A 17,176-nucleotide genomic window follows, 5' to 3' on the forward strand; every position below is an offset into this window, starting at 1 on the left:
GTCCTGCTTCGCAATCAAGAAAGTCGACCGTAATGAGGTCGGCTTTTTTTACATAATCCACAAAAACCTATTATTATTCGACATATTGCTCAATACTTCCAATCTGTTTATAGTAATATAAAGATGGTTTTATTTTCCTATAAAAAATGAATTTAATTGATTTAGTAGAGAGAAGGGGCTTTATGGCGCTGATTGGTATTGATTTGGGGACATCGAACAGTTTAATAGCTTATTGGACCGAGGGTGGTCCGAAGCTTATTCCGAATGCGCTGGGGAGCTTTTTGACCCCGTCTGTTGTAAGCGTAGATGATAATGGTGAGATTATCGTCGGGCCAATTGCTAAGGAGCGTCTTATTACGCATCCTGGACTAACGGCAGCGGCATTTAAAAGATTTATGGGAACGGAAAAGCAGTTTCACTTGAGGAACTATACATTTTCGGCCACGGAACTTTCGTCATTTGTTTTGCGGTCGCTAAAGGCGGATGCGGAAGCCTTTCTTGGCGAAGAAGTGACCGAGGCGGTCATTAGTGTTCCCGCTTATTTTAACGACGAGCAACGTAAAGCGACGAAATACGCTGCCGAGATTGCCGGCTTCAAAGTGGAGCGGCTCATTAGCGAGCCTACTGCGGCTGCCCTTTCTTACGGGTTGCACGAAAAAAAGGATAACACGCAGTTTTTGATTTTTGATCTTGGTGGAGGAACGTTTGACGTATCCGTTCTTGAATTTTTTGAAGGTATCATGGAAGTGAAATCTGTTGCAGGCGACAACTTTTTGGGTGGTGAGGATTTTACTGAACTGCTCGCTAGTTACTTTGTCGAGAAGAGCGGAATCGCATTCGAAAACTTGGACAGTAAAGCTAAATCAATCATTTTTAATCTAGCAGAAAACTGCAAGAGGGATCTCGGGGTAGGTACGATGGGGATGATGCGATATGAAACCCCGGAACAGTTATATGAAGTCACAATCAATTACTCACAATTCGAAAAACTCGTCAGTCCATTAATTTTACGATTAAAAAATCCAATTGAACGGGCGTTAAATGACGTATCACTATCACCTAAAGATTTGGACACAGTTATTCTAATAGGTGGAGCTACCCGGATGCAGCTTATCAAATCGGTGGTGGGCAAAATGTTCGGACATTTCCCATTCTCGAATATTAATCCAGACGAAGCTGTTGCTCTGGGTGCTGCCGTTCAAGCGGCCTTGAAAAACCGTGATCAGGCGTTGAAAGAGATGATTTTAACGGATGTTTGCCCCTATACGCTGGGTATTGAAGTCAGTAAAAATAGTGGCGAATCAAACCGTTATGAAAATGGCTATTTTTCTCCGATTATTGAACGAAATAATCCGATTCCGATCAGCAGGGTCGAACGATACTGCACCCTAGTAGACAATCAGCTAGCGCTTAATCTGAGAGTTTACCAAGGCGAGAGTATGCGTGTGGCCAACAATTTGTTATTAGGAGAACTCGAAATCGCTGTCCCTCCAATGAAAAAAGGGGAGGCCTCTGTTGATGTTCGGTTTACCTATGATATTAACGGGATTTTGGAAGTAGATGCTACTTCCGTATCATCGGGCGAAACGAAAACGCTCGTTATCGAAAAAAGCACTGAAAAAATGTCTCCGGAAGCGTTAGCTGCACGATTGAACGCATTAAAAGATATTAAAATACACCCTCGCGATCGGTCTGAAAACCGGTTACTTCTTGCGAAAGCTGAGCGGTTATACGAAGAATCGATCGGCGCTAAGCGAGATATCATTATGAGTCAATTAGTGCAATTCGATGGCATTCTTGCAGAGCAGGATCTACGAAAAATTGCCCGATCGGCTAAAGAATTCAAAGAGTTTTTGGATGATATAGAACAATCTCGCAGTTACTAAATAAGAGGTGGTAAGGATACAATGAATTGCTGGGCGGTACTAGGTATTAATCGAACTTCGGATACAGCAATAATCAAAAAAGCCTACAAGCAACAGTTGCTCGTCCACCATCCCGAAGATGATCCTGGGGGCTATCAGAAAGTTAGAGCAGCCTATACGGCGGCGATGAACGATGCGAAGCTCTTAGCTAAGCATGAAGAGGCAAAAACAGTGGTTGAATCAGGTGAACAAGTTGAAGTGTATACTCAAGCTAAAGACCCTGAAGATGAGGATGTACGAAGTTACCAACGACTGTTCAAAATTGAAGATGTTGCTCTCCGTGAAGTTGATGCTGAGGAAGAAGGCGACGATGAGAACGAGAAGCTTATTACTGTAACACGCCATTTTCTTGCCGAGCAAGTTCAGGTTAAGAAGCATGTAGAAAATGATTTTATTAAGCGTATGGAGCAACTTTTTAACGATGAGGTTAATAGAAATAACCCAGAATCTTGGAAGGATCTGCTCAGTGACGATGTGCTGTGGGACATCCATTCAAAGTCGAGAATCGATGAACGAATGTTAAGATTGCTTTTGGAAAAGTACATCTATCTGAATGATCATATTTTTAAAATCATTGAATCTCATATGGGTTTATTCGAAAAAATCGATAGAAATATGGATGAGTACCCCGCTCGCTTTATCGACATATACGCGCTAGCAACTCAAAAAGTAGCTGTGCCCCATAGTTTGAAACAAGCGAAGACATCTCCGGAGCAAATATTAAAAAGGTCAGACATCAGTTGGTGGAAATATTGTTTTGGAAACCCAATTGGCTGGATTATCATGATCCTCCTTGGCTATCATTTCGTAATCCCATTGTATCTTCTCGTGATTTTGGTGAGGTGTGTTCTTTTCGTGCTCAGACGCAATTGGAAAATTAGTATGTGGGAATATACATTTACCTATACCAATCAATGGGGAAAACATTCTGACTTTAAATATATCGATATTATCAAAATAGAACTACTGAAAAAAAAGGTAATCATACATCTCAAATCTGAACAAATTCATATCAAGGCTCGCACTACTGATAATCTAGTTAGCCTGCTTAATAGAATGAGCCGCTATGGAAGACAGGAAGGCAATATGATAATTGTGCAATAAAACTAATCTTCGAATCGATATGGAAATATGAATCAACAAGAGTCTGGGATTTAGGTTATACACAACCGTACCTCGCCTCAACCATCATCAAAGCCACGAGAGGCTGGCTTTTTGTCTGTAAAAAATGGAGTTCCCCCTGATCTAAAGCCTCCTCCAATCCAACATAGTTGAAATACGTAGATTATTTTGAATTTTTTTCAAGTTAATAAGAGTAAATCGAACCATTCTATGGTATGTTGGTGTAGAATTGATGTTTTATTATGGGGGCTACAATCGGATGATAGGAAATTCGATAGCGAAAGAGCAGACGATATTTAATCATGCCCGGAATACGATCATGACTGAAGATCGAGAGATTCGAATTTTAGCGAAGGTTGAAGAGCCGTTAATTGTTGTATTAGGAAATGTACTCAGCGATGAGGAATGCGATGAAATAATTGAACAATCTAGGGAACGAATGCAGCGCTCCAAATTAGTTGAAGATAGTACACTTAATCAAATTAGAACGAGTAGTGGAACGTTTTGTGATGAGAGTGAGACGATAACGACTATTGAGAAGCGTATCTCTCAAATTATGAATATTCCAATTGAGCATGGTGATGGTTTGCAAGTTCTGCGATACACTCCTGGGCAAGAGTATCAGCCTCATTTTGATTTCTTCGCTGAGACAAGTCGAGCGAGTGCTAATAATCGCATTAGTACGCTCATCTTGTATCTGAATGATGTAGAAGAAGGTGGAGAAACGACATTTCCGAAGCTGAATCTTTCTGTATTTCCTACAAAGGGAATGGCGGTCTATTTCGAATACTTTTACAATAATCATGACATTAACGAGCTAACGTTGCATGCAGGTACGCCTGTTATCAAAGGGGAAAAGTGGGTTGCAACGATGTGGATGAGAAGACAAGTTTTTCGGTCCTCTTAGGCAATTGACTGTAAGGAGTAATTGATAGTAATAGAAAGTAAGATATTCACTAACTCTAGCACTTATAAAATGACATCATTTAAATAGGAGTTATTACACTAGTAGTAACTCATGCGATGTAATCATTGGGTAGTAGTTAAAGCCAGCCGCGAAAGGCTGGCTTTTTTGCGCGGAAAAAGGGAGAAGCCTCGATTCGAAGAGTGACATTGAAGATTGACCGAGCGGAAGGTAGCCGGAGTGGACTGAGTACGCATTTCATTTCCACTGCTGAGATTATCTTCGTCCACTATTCAATTCAGCCCCTAAGCATATCTTCATTAGCACCATTAACCACCACTCAACGCGGCAATTTAATGATAAAGCTCGTACCATTATTCGAATTGCTATCTACCTCAATAGTGCCGTTATGAGCCAATACGAACTCTTTTGCAATCGCAAGTCCTAGTCCCATGCCGCCGCTGTTGCGCGCACGAGCTTCATCCGTTCGATAAAAACGGTTGAATATAAAAGGGAGTTGCTTCGATTCTATCCCCAACCCGGTGTCGGCGATCGTAATTCGTATCTTCTCCAATGATCCCAATTGCGTTAGTTCGTCCTCGATAGTCATTTTGACTGATCCGTTCGGAGGTGTGTAACGTACCGCATTGACGATGATGTTCATAAAAACTTGTGTCATCCGATTCGGGTCGATATTGATCATAAGGGATTCTGTCTTTTTATCGACTATGAGTTGTATTTGTTTAGCATTAGCGTCCTCAATGATCCAATCGATAACGCGTCCAAGCAGGGTGGAGATATCAACAAGACTTTTCTCCAATACTAACTTCTTAGCTTCAGCGAGTGAAAGCTGATGAAGATCATCGACTAGACGAGTTAAACGAATCAATTCGTCCTGCAGTGGCAATAAAGTTTCAGGATCAACGGAATGGCCATTCTGCTGAATAAGATCAAGTTTTCCGCGGAGGATCGTGATGGGCGTTCTAAGTTCGTGCGAGACGTCTGCAACCAAGTTACGACGAATTTCCTCGGACCGCTGTAGTTGATCAGACATGACATTAAATGCTTGAGCCACTGTAGCATACTCATCCTTACTAGTAACAGGAGCTTGAGTACCTAACTCCCCTTTTCCTAAACGTTCGATAGCTGGAATAAGTAGTCTGATCGGTCTTGTAAGTCGTTTGGACAGCCAGTAGGCAATGAGGAGAGAGATAACGACGAACATGAAACTACTTATGAGTAATAACACCGATACTGAGCTACCGATCCCTATCTGTATCGTTGATAAATTAGCAACTTCCGGGTCGTGATAATACAACAATGCAATCGATTCACCTTCATAAAGCATGGAAGATTTAATCCCCAGCCTTGTTATCGCTTCGTAGTCTGCTTTTCCCGACGAATAGAGCTGTATTCCTTCAAGAGATAACAATAGGAGGCTAATATTCGGTCGGTTTTCTTCGTATTTCCCTTCTATTAGAGCTTGCTGTACGTTGTCCCAAGACTTACCGTTTTGTTCATAGTAATCAATAAAAAGTTGATTTAACGCCGAAATTTCGTTACTACGGTCTGCCACTTTGACATGTTCAAGTGATGCTTTTACTACCAATTGTGTTACGAGTACGAATATGACACTCATCGCTATGATAAAAGAAGCCATAGCCAAAAACAGTTTACGTCTAATCGTCATAACCGATCTCCAAAGCGATAGCCAAATCCATAGACAGTTTGGATATAGATAGGGTTTGACGGATCGTCCTCGATTTTTTTTCTAATTTTGCTAATATGAGCATCCACTGTTCGTTCGTCATTCAAGATATCATCTTCAAGAGCGGACTGTAGTAGTTGAAGTCGACTATATACGATGCCTGGTTTCGCAGCTAGAGTGAGCAATAATTTGAACTCGGTACGTGTAAGGAGTAATTCTTCTCCTCTTTTCAAAACGCGACATTGCAGTTCTAATATCGACAGCTCACCGCGATTGATCGGCTGCATAGTCATCTCATTACCTTCCATACGGCGTAGAAGGGATCTGATTCGGGCTACAAGTTCTCTTAATGAAAAGGGTTTGGTCAAATAATCGTCAGCACCAACCTCTAGTCCAATTATTTTATCTGTTTCTTCTGATCTTGCGGTTACCATAATAATGCCTACTCGGCTATGTTTTCGTAACTCTCGGCATACATCTAGCCCGTTCATTTCCGGTAGCATCCAGTCTAATACGATCAATGATGGTTTTATTTCTTTCGCTTTTTGCAAAGCTTCTTTTCCCGTTTTTGCCGTAACAACCTCATAACCCTCTTGTCGCAGAAATGGAGCTATTACTTCCAGTATCTTTTCCTCATCATCAACTAGCAGTAGTGTTTGTTGCATGATTCTCACCGCCCATCGTCTTTATACGGTATCTTTCCACACATTATACATGCTTACTAGAAGTAATCGGAATAATTCACAACAATCGCAACGGATCATCACAAGTTCACAACATCTTGTTGGTAGTATTGAGTTAGTCAGTAACAACAACTATTAGAGATACAACTTCGTAATGCCAATATCAATTACCAAAAAAAAGGGGAGAGTTGTGAGGATGGCTAAAAGGCTTAGTTTAGGGAAGAAACAACTATTAGTTTCCATTCATGTTATCGCTGTTGCAGCATGGTTCGGTGGGACAGTTGGGATGCTGTTATTAGGGCTTTATTTAAAAAATGCAGCAGATGGGGAGCAGCTTTATTATACATTGCTGAGTATGCACGTAATCGATGAAAATTTATTGAAGTATCCAGCTTTGCTGACTTTGATTACGGGTATCATGTTATCAGTCTGGACCCAATGGGGGCTTGTAAAGCATTACTGGGTTGTCATTAAATTAGTTTTAACAATTACGATCATCATGTTAGGCATTTTATTTTTGAATAATTGGCTTTCATATTTAGAAGAACTAGCAGTAAAATTTGGATTTGTCGCCTTGCAGAATCAAGATTTTCAAAGCACATGGTTGTCTATTAGAATAATGTCTTCTTTTAACCTGTTGTGTTTGATCGTTATGGTGTTCATTACCTATTTCAAACCGTTTGGAAAAATTAAAAAGTGAGACATGAATGATAGTTACAATTCATATACAATCTCAAGGGTTAAGGGAGAAATTACGTAGGTATTATGAATTAGTTCAATAGTCTTCAAAATAAACAAATAAGGAGGAATTTAGAATATTATGTCGAACAATGGAATATGATTAAACATAATTTCTAGGGGGCTAGGGGAATGGCAGGAACACACAGTATATTGGAATGGACCTTAGTATCGGAGTGTCCAATTCCACAAGATGTAAACGCTTTATTGGTAGCTGGAGAATCAGCCGTTGCGGCTTACAAAACGTTTCGGGACATGGCTATCTTTACAAACAAAAGATTGATTGTAAGAGATGCACAAGGTTTAACAGGTAAAAAGATTGAGATATATTCCTTACCTTATTCCTCTATTAATATGTGGTCCACAGAAAATGCGGGTGGTTTCCTTGATACTACAGCTGAAGTTGAATTATGGACTCGGGCAGGTCATATCAAAGTGAAATTAGCCAAAGGCGTAGACATTCGTAGGTTCGACATGCTGATTGCTAATGCAATTTTGTAAAACGTGTTTACTTCATCATCCGAAGTAGGTTTGCAATTATAGTTTTAATGCTAAAGTAAAGGGACCCGCAAGTAGCGAGGTTCCTTTGTTATGTATATAGTTGTCGAATTCTTATTTAATCAGATACTATGGAGTTAAATCAATAGTAAGGGAAAGTAGGTTATATAAATTGAAACTGAATGAACTAGAACATGGTATAGATCCAATTATATATAACAGGGGACAACAATATAGAGAAAATGGACATATCCTAACTATTAATGAAATTGAGCCACACGTTTATTACGCAGAAATAGTAGGAAGTGATCTTTATGATGTGAAAATAAAACTTAATACAGCTAACGAAGTTATTTTTACATCATGTGAATGTTTTAACGACGACATAGGTCCATATTGCAAACATGTTGTAGCGGCTCTTTTGGAAATCAATGATAAATTCCCGAATAAAAAACCGGTACTATCGATTGTTAGAAAAAGCACTGCACCTAAAATGAATGTCGCAGACCAATTGTCAAAGCTTAGTAAGGACGAATTGATTACATTGCTTGTCCATTTATCTACTAACATAGAAGAAGTAGACCAAGCTATTCAGTTGAAATTAATTGATTTTAACAATAATGATGGTTTAAAACAGTATAAGTAGTTGATTCGATTCAATCATTGAGTTTAAATCAGGAAGCCCCACATGGGGCTTTTCGTCATTTATTAATAACTAAAATCATTGACCTTCCCAAGTCTCAACTAACGCGAGTACATGACTATTTTACGAATAATAATATAAAATTTATAGTTATAGTTCGTGATTTACATAAATTTCAGCTAAAAAACCGTTGACACATCGCTTGAAATTGATTATTCTATCCAAGGAAACGAACATCTCGTATATCCTCAATAATATGGTTTGAGGGTTTCTACTAGGAGCCAAAGAATCCTAACTACGAGTATGGGCTGTGTGTATTTATGCGCATCCTATACTTTGAATAGGATTTTATTTTATTTCGTGGGGGAATTATGAAATGGAAACTTTGTTTAAGCTGAAGGAACGTAACACCACGATTCGAACGGAGCTTCTAGCGGGCATTACTACATTCTTTACGATGGTCTACATCGTTATTGTAAACCCGGGCATATTGAGTCAAGCTGGCATGGACTTTAATGGGGTATTTGTAGCGACGGTATTAGCTAGCATCATCGGAACACTAATTATGGGACTTGCTTCGAACTACCCAATCGTCATTGCACCTGGTATGGGTCTTAATGCATATTTTGCATTTACTGTCGTTGGTGGGCAAGGGATCTCATGGGAGACTGCACTGGGAGCTGTTTTCGTTTCAGGTTTGTTATTCATCCTGCTGTCGTTAACACAATTCCGGTATATGCTGCTTGATGCAATACCATCTAGTTTGAAACATGCCATTACGGTAGGTATCGGACTTTTCATCACGTTTATCGGCTTACAAAACTCAGGTATTATCGTGGATTCACCTGCAACATTGCTTACGTTAGGTTCTTTCACAGAACCAATGACGTTACTAACGATTATTGGATTGTTTGTATCTCTTTTCTTAATGTCTTATCGAGTGAAGGGTTACTTATTTATAGGTATGTTAATTACAGCGATTATTGCTGGTTTTATGGGAATATTGGAGTTGCCTGATAAACTGCTTTCATTACCAACAGGATTATCCGCAACTGCGTTCCAAATGGATCTCGGCGGCGTTTTCTCAAACGGGTTGTACGCAATCATCTTCACCTTCTTGCTAATAACATTATTTGATACAACGGGAACGATGCTTGGTGTTGCTGAACAAGCGGGACTTACGAAAAATGGGAAGTTCCCACGCTCACGTGGGGCGCTCCTTGCGGATGCGGTAGGCACTACATCTGGTGCAGTGTTAGGAACAAGTCCAACATCGGCATACATCGAGTCGAGTGCAGGAGTTGCAGTAGGTGGCAGAACGGGACTTACGGCAGTTGTGGTATGCGTGATGTTAGGATTAACGTTATTTTTCTCACCTATCGTTGCAGTACTTGCTGCTATTCCAGCGATTACAGCACCAGCGCTTATAATTGTTGGTTTCCTTATGATAAGTGTCGTATCAAAAATCGACTGGAGCGACTTCGAAGTTGTATTCCCTGCGTTTTTGATTATTGTACTGATGCCGCTAACTTACAGCATTGCAACGGGTATCGGCGTTGGTTTTATCGCTTATCCGATCTTGAAAGCTGTTAAGGGCAAATGGCGTGAAGTTCATCCTATCTTCTATCTGTTCGCAGTGTTATTCCTTATCCAGCTTGTGTTTTTCGGGCATTAAGGTAGTAGGTGTTTGAGATGCAAAAATGTAGTGAGTGGATTAAATAAGTTATTTAACAATATGATTGGACTTCAAACTACAAATCCACAACCGTCTGAGGTTGTGGATTTGTATTATTCAAAAGGTATGTGAGTTGTTAGATGAGGAATTAACTCTTCTCGATTGCTCCAAGAGTACGTATATTGGAAAAATCCGAGAGGTTGTAAATTGAGTACTCTTGTCAGTTATCTGAATATGATTAAGTTCGTTTAAAGCAACTTCATAATTATTTTCTTTGTGTGCTGCAACTTCCAGTGAATTGAATAATTCTACAATTTCACCGTTAAGTTTACCCATAATTACGTATCCCCATCTTTCATCTACTGAATTTTGTACTGTAGATTCAGGCTCATAATAGTTCAATTTAATAGCAATAGCTGACTGACTATTGTCTAGTGGGAACACCGCTGCATCAACTGGAAAAGCGGTTTCAGCTAAATTGACCAAGACATCTCATTTACTTCACTCTTCTACACTAACACCTGTAAATCTAATATTGTTGCATAGTAAGTCGAATGAATGATAAATAAAAAATCATCATTAAATGTTCGAAACGCCTACCTACAGTTCGCTAAATGTGCTGCAATTAAACGGTGACTTTGATTTTGAGTGATGGCTTTTACGTGAGTAATACTTCCTCAGCAGGACGCCGAGGACTAGCTAATGCCTGGCTAGTCGGATACCCCATACGGAAAGTAAACATGCCTTCATAACCTGGAGTATTAACTAGTTTCTCTATCGCTTTACCGAAAATAGGTTCGATACCTAACTGAACTTCGCGGTCTCTTCTTTCATGAGGTTGATTCAAAGGTTGTGCAGCAAGTCCCTTCGTGACGGCCCATAGATGCATTCGCTGCCATAATCGTCCGGCTTGAATTAACTGAGTGCGGTCTGACTGGTTCCGTACGAGTAACATGCCAAAGACAGATGCGGTTGAGACTTGAGGGTTCTTTGTTAACTTGATCCAATAGTCGTTAAAGGATTTGATGGAAGTGGGAAGCACTTTCCCGAAAAAACGAGTCATTCCAGAATTGCCCGACGAGTCAATTGAAATGCCATCTTTATTTCTTTGCAACTCATCCCAGTCATGTCGGTACCATTTGTGGCTGTCGCCTGACTGTGTCTTATCGCCAATGATAGCTTCCGTAGCATTAATAATAACATTACCTATTTCTGTCTTATGTGCTTCATCTGAAAACCAAACGATCTTTACGTCGGGGAAGGAGTTAGCTAAATTCGACATTTCCTGTAGCGTAGCAGGTTCTACTTGCTTGTCTAGGTCATAAGCAGCACGATTCGTATGTCGTTTTCCTATGATAGAGTAGTGATCTGGCGAAGCTACTACTGCTGGTGTTAATACGATGTTTGCGACACGAATTTGTTCGAACCCACCAGGATATAAAGTAACCTTCGTTTCGAAATCGGAAGCCTTGGCAGCCAGTTCTAAATTCTCAATCGCACAGCCTAAACTAATATTCATCTCTCTAAATAAAGGATCTATCGTCCCAATATTACGCGAAACATTCGCATAGAGATCTATCTCGTTATTACCGATTCGGTATAACCACGGCTGTGTATTATGTGCATTAGATGCTAGTATTGATGCTTTAATTAAACGAAATAACGGGTTTGCATCGGAGTTTATATCCTCTTGATTCCATACACGCCAAGGTTCATATGCTGAACCTTTCCCTGTGGAAAAAGCTCCTTGATCGAAAGCGTGAAAGACTCCGCCTGTTGATAACAAAGCGATTGCGGCGGCACTGCCCTTCAGAAAGTTTCTTCTGGATATGCTCATGACATATGTTCCTCCTCAGAATAATGGGCTAGGTAAGGCTTGAAAATGGCTAATAGCAAATCCACACCTTCTTGAAAATGAGCAGCATCTACTGAAACCCCGTTCATTTCTAAAAATGCTAACCAGTTAGTCGCAACAATCCAACCCGCCGTAACAAGCTGAGGAAGATTATCCAAACCTTGGGAGAAATAAAATACGCCATCCTGAACGAATCGTTTGATAAAAGCTTCTTGTTCGAGCATTCTGCTATCCATCATTTCTTGGTGCTTCTGCCGTAACCCCAAATCTGCCTGCAGCAAAGCGATCGCTTCCCGATAAAAGAATCGGAATTCCCACAAAATCTCGAAGTTTAACAGAAGGCTACTCCGTAAATCTATAAGTGTGACTTGATTATCGTTAGGCAGAGTCCATACTGGATGCCATTTCGTATACATTTGATCGAGGATAGCACCTATAATTTCTTCTTTGTTTTTAAAATGATAATACAAATTGCCCGGACTCATCCCAGCTGAAGCCGCGATATGATTTGTAGATACTTTCGCTGTACCTTGTTCATTAAATAAGGTCACAGCAGTCTGAAGGATACGGTCTTTTGCTCGCAATTGGTTCACCATCCGAATTAGAGTAATTACTCTAATTATAGATATGGTAATATTTTACGTCAACAATAATTTAATTCTGATTATGTAATAGAAGCTACTCTGAAAAAAACGCTTGACTCTCAAGTATACTTGAGACTATATACTTGTTATTGAGAGGTGGGAGCAGGATGTACAGCATTGGGCAGTTGTCCAAAAACACTAATATTTCCGTCAGCACATTGAGATATTACGACGAAATCGGGTTATTAAAACCTGCAAAGGTAGCACATTCGGGTTATCGGTATTATTCGAATGAGGAAATCGAAATACTTCAGCATATAGCAGCATTGAAGGAACTTGGATTTACACTGGCGGCCATCAAGGAAATGCTGTCTACAGAAAAAGACTCTAAAGAACAACGGTGGAGAAATTTTTTGGAAGTAGAGCTTGCAGCGGTTATACAAGAGAGAAAGCGTTTAGATGAGATGGAGAAGTTGCTCCTAACTACGAGGAATGCTTTTGAAATGAAAGGCGAGATCGATTCGGAAGATATATTTCTGTTCATTAAGGCGCTTAAGTTTCCTCCCGAGGCAAAAGAAACGTTTCTTACTCAGAACTTTACGGAGCGAGAAATTAACATCATTAAAAACTTGCCAGATCTCAGTTCAGATGATCCGAGAAGTATGGAGTGGGCAAAGTTAATTCGTAAGGTTAAGGAGCATATGCACGAACCACCATCTTCTATCGTTTCTCAAAAACTAGCAAAACAGATCATTGAAGCTACGATGGAGTGGTTTCAGCAAGATGAGCAACTGCTCGATAAGTACTGGTCACTCATTCGTCCCGAAGAAGGAATGGAAACAAAAGTATATGGGATGGACAACGAAGCTATGGATCATATTGACCGAATTGTTGATTGTTATCTGCAAAACGTACAGGAGGGTGACGGCAATGGCAGTTAAAATAGAAAAGCAAATAAGCGAGTCGAGAGCGTGGACTTACGTATTTATAGGGGGATTATTAGAAATTGTGTGGGCAAGCGGATTTAAATACGAGCAGATTAATGGCATTGTAGTTCTAATCGCGTTGTTTGTAAGTTTTGATCTAATTATAAAAGCAACTAAAGTATTGCCAGTTGGTACGGTATACGCTGTATTTGCAGGGATGGGGACGCTTGGAACTACAATTGTAGAAATCGTAATGTCTGGCGGTTCAATCAGCATGTTGCGAATAGCATTTATCTTGTTACTACTAGCGTGTATTGTCGGTTTGAAATTGTCGAGTAAAGGAAGTGAAGCTTAATGGATTGGATGTTTCTTATTGCAGCTGGATTGCTGGAAGTTATCGGGGTGATCGGCATTAAACGTGTTGCGCAAAACAATAGTTTGACTAATAATATTATCCTTATTGGTGGATTCGTCTTAAGTTTTAAACTACTAGTTGGTGCAATGGAAACAATACCACTGGCAACAGCTTATGCAGTATGGACGGGAATTGGAACAGTAGGAGCTGCCATAGTTGGCATGATCTTTTTTAAAGAGTCAAAAAGCTGGCTTCGTATCGGTTGTATACTGGGGATTATCTTTTCAGTTGTCGGACTAAAGTTAGTAAGTTAAAAAGTAACTCGGCTATAAAAGGTCTTTTTTATATTTTTATTAAAAAAGGATGTTCAAGGGATTCAAGATATGCTATTTTATAAGCACATCATAGATTTCCTTTTTTTTCACCAGAAAGTTAAAGCGCTTTAACTTTTGTGAGAGGAGGGTAGTTCATGCTTTAAACGGTCAATCCATTATAAGGAGGCGTTTTTGTGAATTCAATGAAAAATGTGTCTAATGCTCCAAAGCTAAAATCGTTTTTGATTGTTATACTCGCAACGTTGCTCTTATTGACGATAATTGCTATTCCGGCACGTCAGCCAGACGCAGTTCATGCAGCTGGTGAAATGAAACCGTACCCACAAGCGGTGAGCTACTCAGGCATAATTAAACCTAATCATGTAACTCAAGCTTCGATGAATACGTCTATATCCTCTTATTATGATTATTGGAAAGCGCAGTATTTAAAAAATGATTTAGCTTCACTTCCTGGTGGGTACTACGTTAAAGGTCATGTTACGGGACCCCAAGATGGATTCAATGCGCTTGGATCGTCAGAGAGTCAAGGATATGGCATGATTATTACGGCATTGATGGCAGGATATGATGCCAATGCTCAAAGTATTTATAATGGGTTGTTTAAGACGGCACGGGCATTCAAGAGCAAACAAAATGCCAACTTGATGGGCTGGATAGTTGCCGACCATATCAATGCACAAGGCCACTATCGTTCAGCGACAGATGGAGATTTGGATATTGCTTATTCCTTGCTACTTGCTCATAAGCAATGGGGTTCAAACGGAACAATCAACTACTTGGCAGAAGCTCAAAATATGATTACTAACGGTATTAAAGTCAGCAATGTAACAACCAATAATCGTTTAAATCTAGGTGACTGGGATTCAAAAAGTGCTTTAAATACTCGTCCATCTGACTGGATGTTAGCTCAGCTTAGAGCATTCCACGAGTTTACTGGCGATCAAACGTGGATAAACGTCATTGATAATTTGTATAACGTTTATACGACGTTAAGCGCAACGTATTCTCCAACGACTGGACTCATTTCAGATTTTGTAATTAACAATCCACCGGAACCAGCCGGAGAATGGTATCTATTAGAGTTTAAGGAAACCAACCTTTATTACTACAATGCAAGTCGTGTACCGCTTAGAATTGTGATGGATTATGCAATGTATGGAGATACGAGGGGCAAAACAATCGCTGACAAAATGGCGACTTGGGCAAAAGGGAAAGCAAATGGCGTGCCGGGCAACCTAAGAGATGGCTACCAGCTGAATGGTACGACTTACGGAGGTTATGCGCCAGCTGTATTCGTTTCTCCGCTTATAGCTGCTAGTACGACGAACAGCAACCATCAGGCATGGGTTAATGCTGGATGGGATTATATGAAAAACAAAAGGGAAAGTTACTACAACGATTCTTATAATTTAATGACAATGCTATTTATGTCTGGGAACTGGTGGAAACCAGTTGTAGGAGGATCAGCAGACAACCAAGCACCAACAGCGCCTGCAGCATTAACAGCAACTGCAACTTCTAGCAGTGCAATAAATCTTAGTTGGAATGCTTCAACTGACAATGTGGGTGTAACGGGATACACTATTTTCAGAGGCGGCACCCAGATCGGAACAGCTACGGGCCTGTCTTACGCTGATTCTGGTCTGACTGCAAGTACAGCTTATAGTTATACTGTTAAAGCTGTTGACGGAGCTGGAAATCTATCGGGGAATAGTAACACTGCAAATGCAACGACTTTATCGTCTTCGCCGGTGGGTGCAAACTTAGCGCTTAATAAACCAGCGACCTCTAGTTCAACGGAGGGCACGGGTTTTGAAGCATCAAAAGCATTTGATGGTAGTAGTTCGACGAGATGGGCAAGTGTGGAAGGGGTAGATCCTCAGTGGATTTATGTTAATCTAGGATCTAGCCAATCTGTTAATAAAGTAAAACTAAATTGGGAAGCAGCCTTTGCTTCTGGTTATACCGTTCAACTATCCAATGACAGTGGAACACCAGCAAATTGGACGACTGTTTTCAGCACTACTACAGGTAATGGAGCTATTGATGAAATTACATTCCCTGCGCAAAATGCTAAGTATGTAAGAGTCAACGGTACGACAAGAGGTACGGCTTATGGATATTCGCTTTGGGATTTTGAAGTATTTGGAGCACCTACTTCAGTTGCTAATTTAGCGGCAGGCAAGACGACAACTACTAGTTCAATTGAAGGCACTGGCTTTGAAGGGAATAAGGCGGTTGACGGTAATGTCGCTACTCGTTGGGCAAGTGTGGAGGGAGTAGATCCGCAGTGGATCTATGTTAATCTCAATACAAGCCAATTCATCAATAGGGTGAAACTAACTTGGGAAGCTGCATATGCAACTGCATATACGGTTCAAGTCTCAAATGATACTGGAAGCCCAACCAACTGGACGACGGTATATTCAACGACAACTGGTAATGGTGCTGTTGATGATTTGACCCTTAGCGCAGTTAATGCAAAATATGTTAGAGTTCATGCAACAGCTCGAGCTACAGCATACGGATACTCGCTGTTCGAATTTGAGGTTTACGGAGTATAGAGCATATTACAGGCCGGGTGGAAACACCTCAGGCCTGTTTTTTCATCTATGACGTTTGGCGCTTATTACATGTCGATTATTACATAGGCCATCGTGAAGGTTGATGAGAATATTGTTTGGCCCACCGCCGCAAACTAAAAATCAATCTATGACTTAACTTTAGAGGGGTGTGGCAATCATGAGTACATCAAAGCGTCGACGGGAATCTGCATTTAAATCACGCAAACAAAATCAACAACCACATGGCAAGGTCAAATCATTAGAAGAACTCTCAAAGGAATCTTAATAAACAAAACATCATTATTTTAGCGTGCGTAAAAAGGGGGCAATATTCAACGTTCATTCATTTGATGTTGCCTCCTCCAATTGATGAGTTGTTGATCATAGTTGTGTTGATTCTTTTAAAGGTTAGTTTGAAATGATGTTTTTTAGTCTATCAGAAACACACTATAATGAAGGAAAATATTCAGTACCTATATTTCGGGAACTTAATAATCCGAAATCGTTGTATGTATGAAGCGGGTTTTGGATACTATAGAGATAGTGTTTTAAAGAATTTAAAACTTTTTAAAAAAAGACTTGCATAAGTGTACAAGTCCATGATATATTATTGTTCTGGCCGAGAAACACACCAGAAAATAAGGTTAAAACATGCAAGACT

The 17,176-nt window shown here is 40.1% G+C and carries 17 protein-coding genes, 1 pseudogene and 1 riboswitch; of the genes and pseudogenes, 13 read left to right on the forward strand and 5 right to left on the reverse strand.

Translation table 11 applies throughout. From position 1 onward, the window contains the following. Positions 1–182 precede the first annotated feature (182 nt). The 3 genes from I6N90_RS24230 to I6N90_RS24240 all read left to right on the forward strand — a co-directional run bounded on the left by I6N90_RS24230 (position 183) and on the right by I6N90_RS24240 (position 3,954). Positions 183–1,886 carry a molecular chaperone HscC gene (locus I6N90_RS24230; protein ID WP_197938506.1) on the forward strand — a complete coding sequence of 568 codons (1,704 nt, stop codon included), beginning with the start codon at positions 183–185 and terminating at the stop codon, positions 1,884–1,886. 21 nt (positions 1,887–1,907) lie between these two features. After that, entirely contained in the window at positions 1,908–3,029 is a 1,122-nt protein-coding gene (locus I6N90_RS24235) for a J domain-containing protein (protein WP_197938473.1), read from the forward strand. Positions 3,030–3,279: 250 nt separating this feature from the next. After that, positions 3,280–3,954 (forward strand): 2OG-Fe(II) oxygenase, encoded by a 675-nt coding sequence (locus I6N90_RS24240; RefSeq protein WP_442950986.1) that lies wholly within the window; start codon positions 3,280–3,282, stop codon positions 3,952–3,954. A 337-nt stretch (positions 3,955–4,291) separates the two neighbouring features. On the opposite strand, the gene I6N90_RS24245 is transcribed toward I6N90_RS24240, so the two are convergent. Together I6N90_RS24245 and I6N90_RS24250 are read right to left on the reverse strand one after the other, a co-directional pair. After that, positions 4,292–5,641 carry a sensor histidine kinase gene (locus I6N90_RS24245; RefSeq protein WP_197938475.1) on the reverse strand — a complete coding sequence of 450 codons (1,350 nt, stop codon included), beginning with the start codon at positions 5,639–5,641 and terminating at the stop codon, positions 4,292–4,294. After that, positions 5,638–6,324: a response regulator gene (locus I6N90_RS24250; protein ID WP_197938476.1), complete on the reverse strand. Its 687-nt coding sequence runs from the start codon at positions 6,322–6,324 to the stop codon at positions 5,638–5,640. Before I6N90_RS24250 ends, I6N90_RS24245 begins: the two co-directional genes overlap by 4 nt. Before the next feature lie 214 nt (positions 6,325–6,538). Here I6N90_RS24250 and I6N90_RS24255 point away from each other — a divergent pair, with 214 nt between their 5' ends. From I6N90_RS24255 to I6N90_RS24270, 4 genes are all read left to right on the forward strand, one after another. Further along, the gene (locus I6N90_RS24255; protein ID WP_197938477.1) at positions 6,539–7,042 is read left to right on the forward strand and encodes a hypothetical protein; all 504 of its coding nucleotides are present in this window, start codon (positions 6,539–6,541) and stop codon (positions 7,040–7,042) included. 170 nt (positions 7,043–7,212) lie between these two features. Continuing rightward, positions 7,213–7,581: a PH domain-containing protein gene (locus I6N90_RS24260; protein WP_197938478.1), complete on the forward strand. Its 369-nt coding sequence runs from the start codon at positions 7,213–7,215 to the stop codon at positions 7,579–7,581. Between the two features lie 169 nt (positions 7,582–7,750). After that, entirely contained in the window at positions 7,751–8,224 is a 474-nt protein-coding gene (locus tag I6N90_RS24265; protein WP_197938490.1) for an SWIM zinc finger family protein, read from the forward strand. Between the two features lie 215 nt (positions 8,225–8,439). Further along, positions 8,440–8,539: riboswitch (purine riboswitch) on the forward strand. A 58-nt stretch (positions 8,540–8,597) separates the two neighbouring features. Beyond that, entirely contained in the window at positions 8,598–9,896 is a 1,299-nt protein-coding gene (locus tag I6N90_RS24270) for an NCS2 family permease (RefSeq protein WP_197938491.1), read from the forward strand. 117 nt (positions 9,897–10,013) lie between these two features. On the opposite strand, the gene I6N90_RS24275 is transcribed toward I6N90_RS24270, so the two are convergent. From I6N90_RS24275 to I6N90_RS24285, 3 genes are all read right to left on the reverse strand, one after another. Then, positions 10,014–10,382, reverse strand: a complete 369-nt coding sequence (locus I6N90_RS24275; RefSeq protein WP_197938492.1) for a hypothetical protein — start codon at positions 10,380–10,382, stop codon at positions 10,014–10,016. Between the two features lie 172 nt (positions 10,383–10,554). Then, complete coding sequence (locus I6N90_RS24280; protein ID WP_197938494.1) at positions 10,555–11,733, reverse strand: twin-arginine translocation signal domain-containing protein; 1,179 nt, start codon at positions 11,731–11,733, stop codon at positions 10,555–10,557. Next, the gene (locus I6N90_RS24285) at positions 11,730–12,347 is read right to left on the reverse strand and encodes a TetR/AcrR family transcriptional regulator (protein WP_232243313.1); all 618 of its coding nucleotides are present in this window, start codon (positions 12,345–12,347) and stop codon (positions 11,730–11,732) included. Before I6N90_RS24285 ends, I6N90_RS24280 begins: the two co-directional genes overlap by 4 nt. 155 nt (positions 12,348–12,502) lie before the next feature. On the opposite strand from I6N90_RS24285, the gene I6N90_RS24290 reads away from it, so the two are divergent. From I6N90_RS24290 to I6N90_RS24970, 6 genes and pseudogenes are all read left to right on the forward strand, one after another. Further along, the gene (locus I6N90_RS24290) at positions 12,503–13,276 is read left to right on the forward strand and encodes a MerR family transcriptional regulator (protein WP_197938498.1); all 774 of its coding nucleotides are present in this window, start codon (positions 12,503–12,505) and stop codon (positions 13,274–13,276) included. Then, positions 13,266–13,616 (forward strand): DMT family transporter, encoded by a 351-nt coding sequence (locus tag I6N90_RS24295; RefSeq protein WP_197938499.1) that lies wholly within the window; start codon positions 13,266–13,268, stop codon positions 13,614–13,616. Before I6N90_RS24290 ends, I6N90_RS24295 begins: the two co-directional genes overlap by 11 nt. Further along, positions 13,616–13,930 carry a DMT family transporter gene (locus tag I6N90_RS24300; protein ID WP_197938500.1) on the forward strand — a complete coding sequence of 105 codons (315 nt, stop codon included), beginning with the start codon at positions 13,616–13,618 and terminating at the stop codon, positions 13,928–13,930. Before I6N90_RS24295 ends, I6N90_RS24300 begins: the two co-directional genes overlap by 1 nt. A gap of 203 nt (positions 13,931–14,133) precedes the next feature. Beyond that, positions 14,134–15,405, forward strand: a pseudogene (locus I6N90_RS24960) (glycosyl hydrolase family 8); the annotation flags it as partial. Beyond that, positions 15,379–16,515: a discoidin domain-containing protein gene (locus I6N90_RS24965; protein ID WP_232243316.1), complete on the forward strand. Its 1,137-nt coding sequence runs from the start codon at positions 15,379–15,381 to the stop codon at positions 16,513–16,515. The pseudogene I6N90_RS24960 and the gene I6N90_RS24965, both read left to right, overlap by 27 nt. Before the next feature lie 178 nt (positions 16,516–16,693). Further along, positions 16,694–16,801 (forward strand): DUF6254 family protein, encoded by a 108-nt coding sequence (locus I6N90_RS24970; RefSeq protein WP_232243314.1) that lies wholly within the window; start codon positions 16,694–16,696, stop codon positions 16,799–16,801. Positions 16,802–17,176: the final 375 nt, after the last annotated feature.

Source organism: Paenibacillus sp. GSMTC-2017, from assembly GCF_016019935.1.
GTDB lineage: Bacteria > Bacillota > Bacilli > Paenibacillales > Paenibacillaceae > Pristimantibacillus.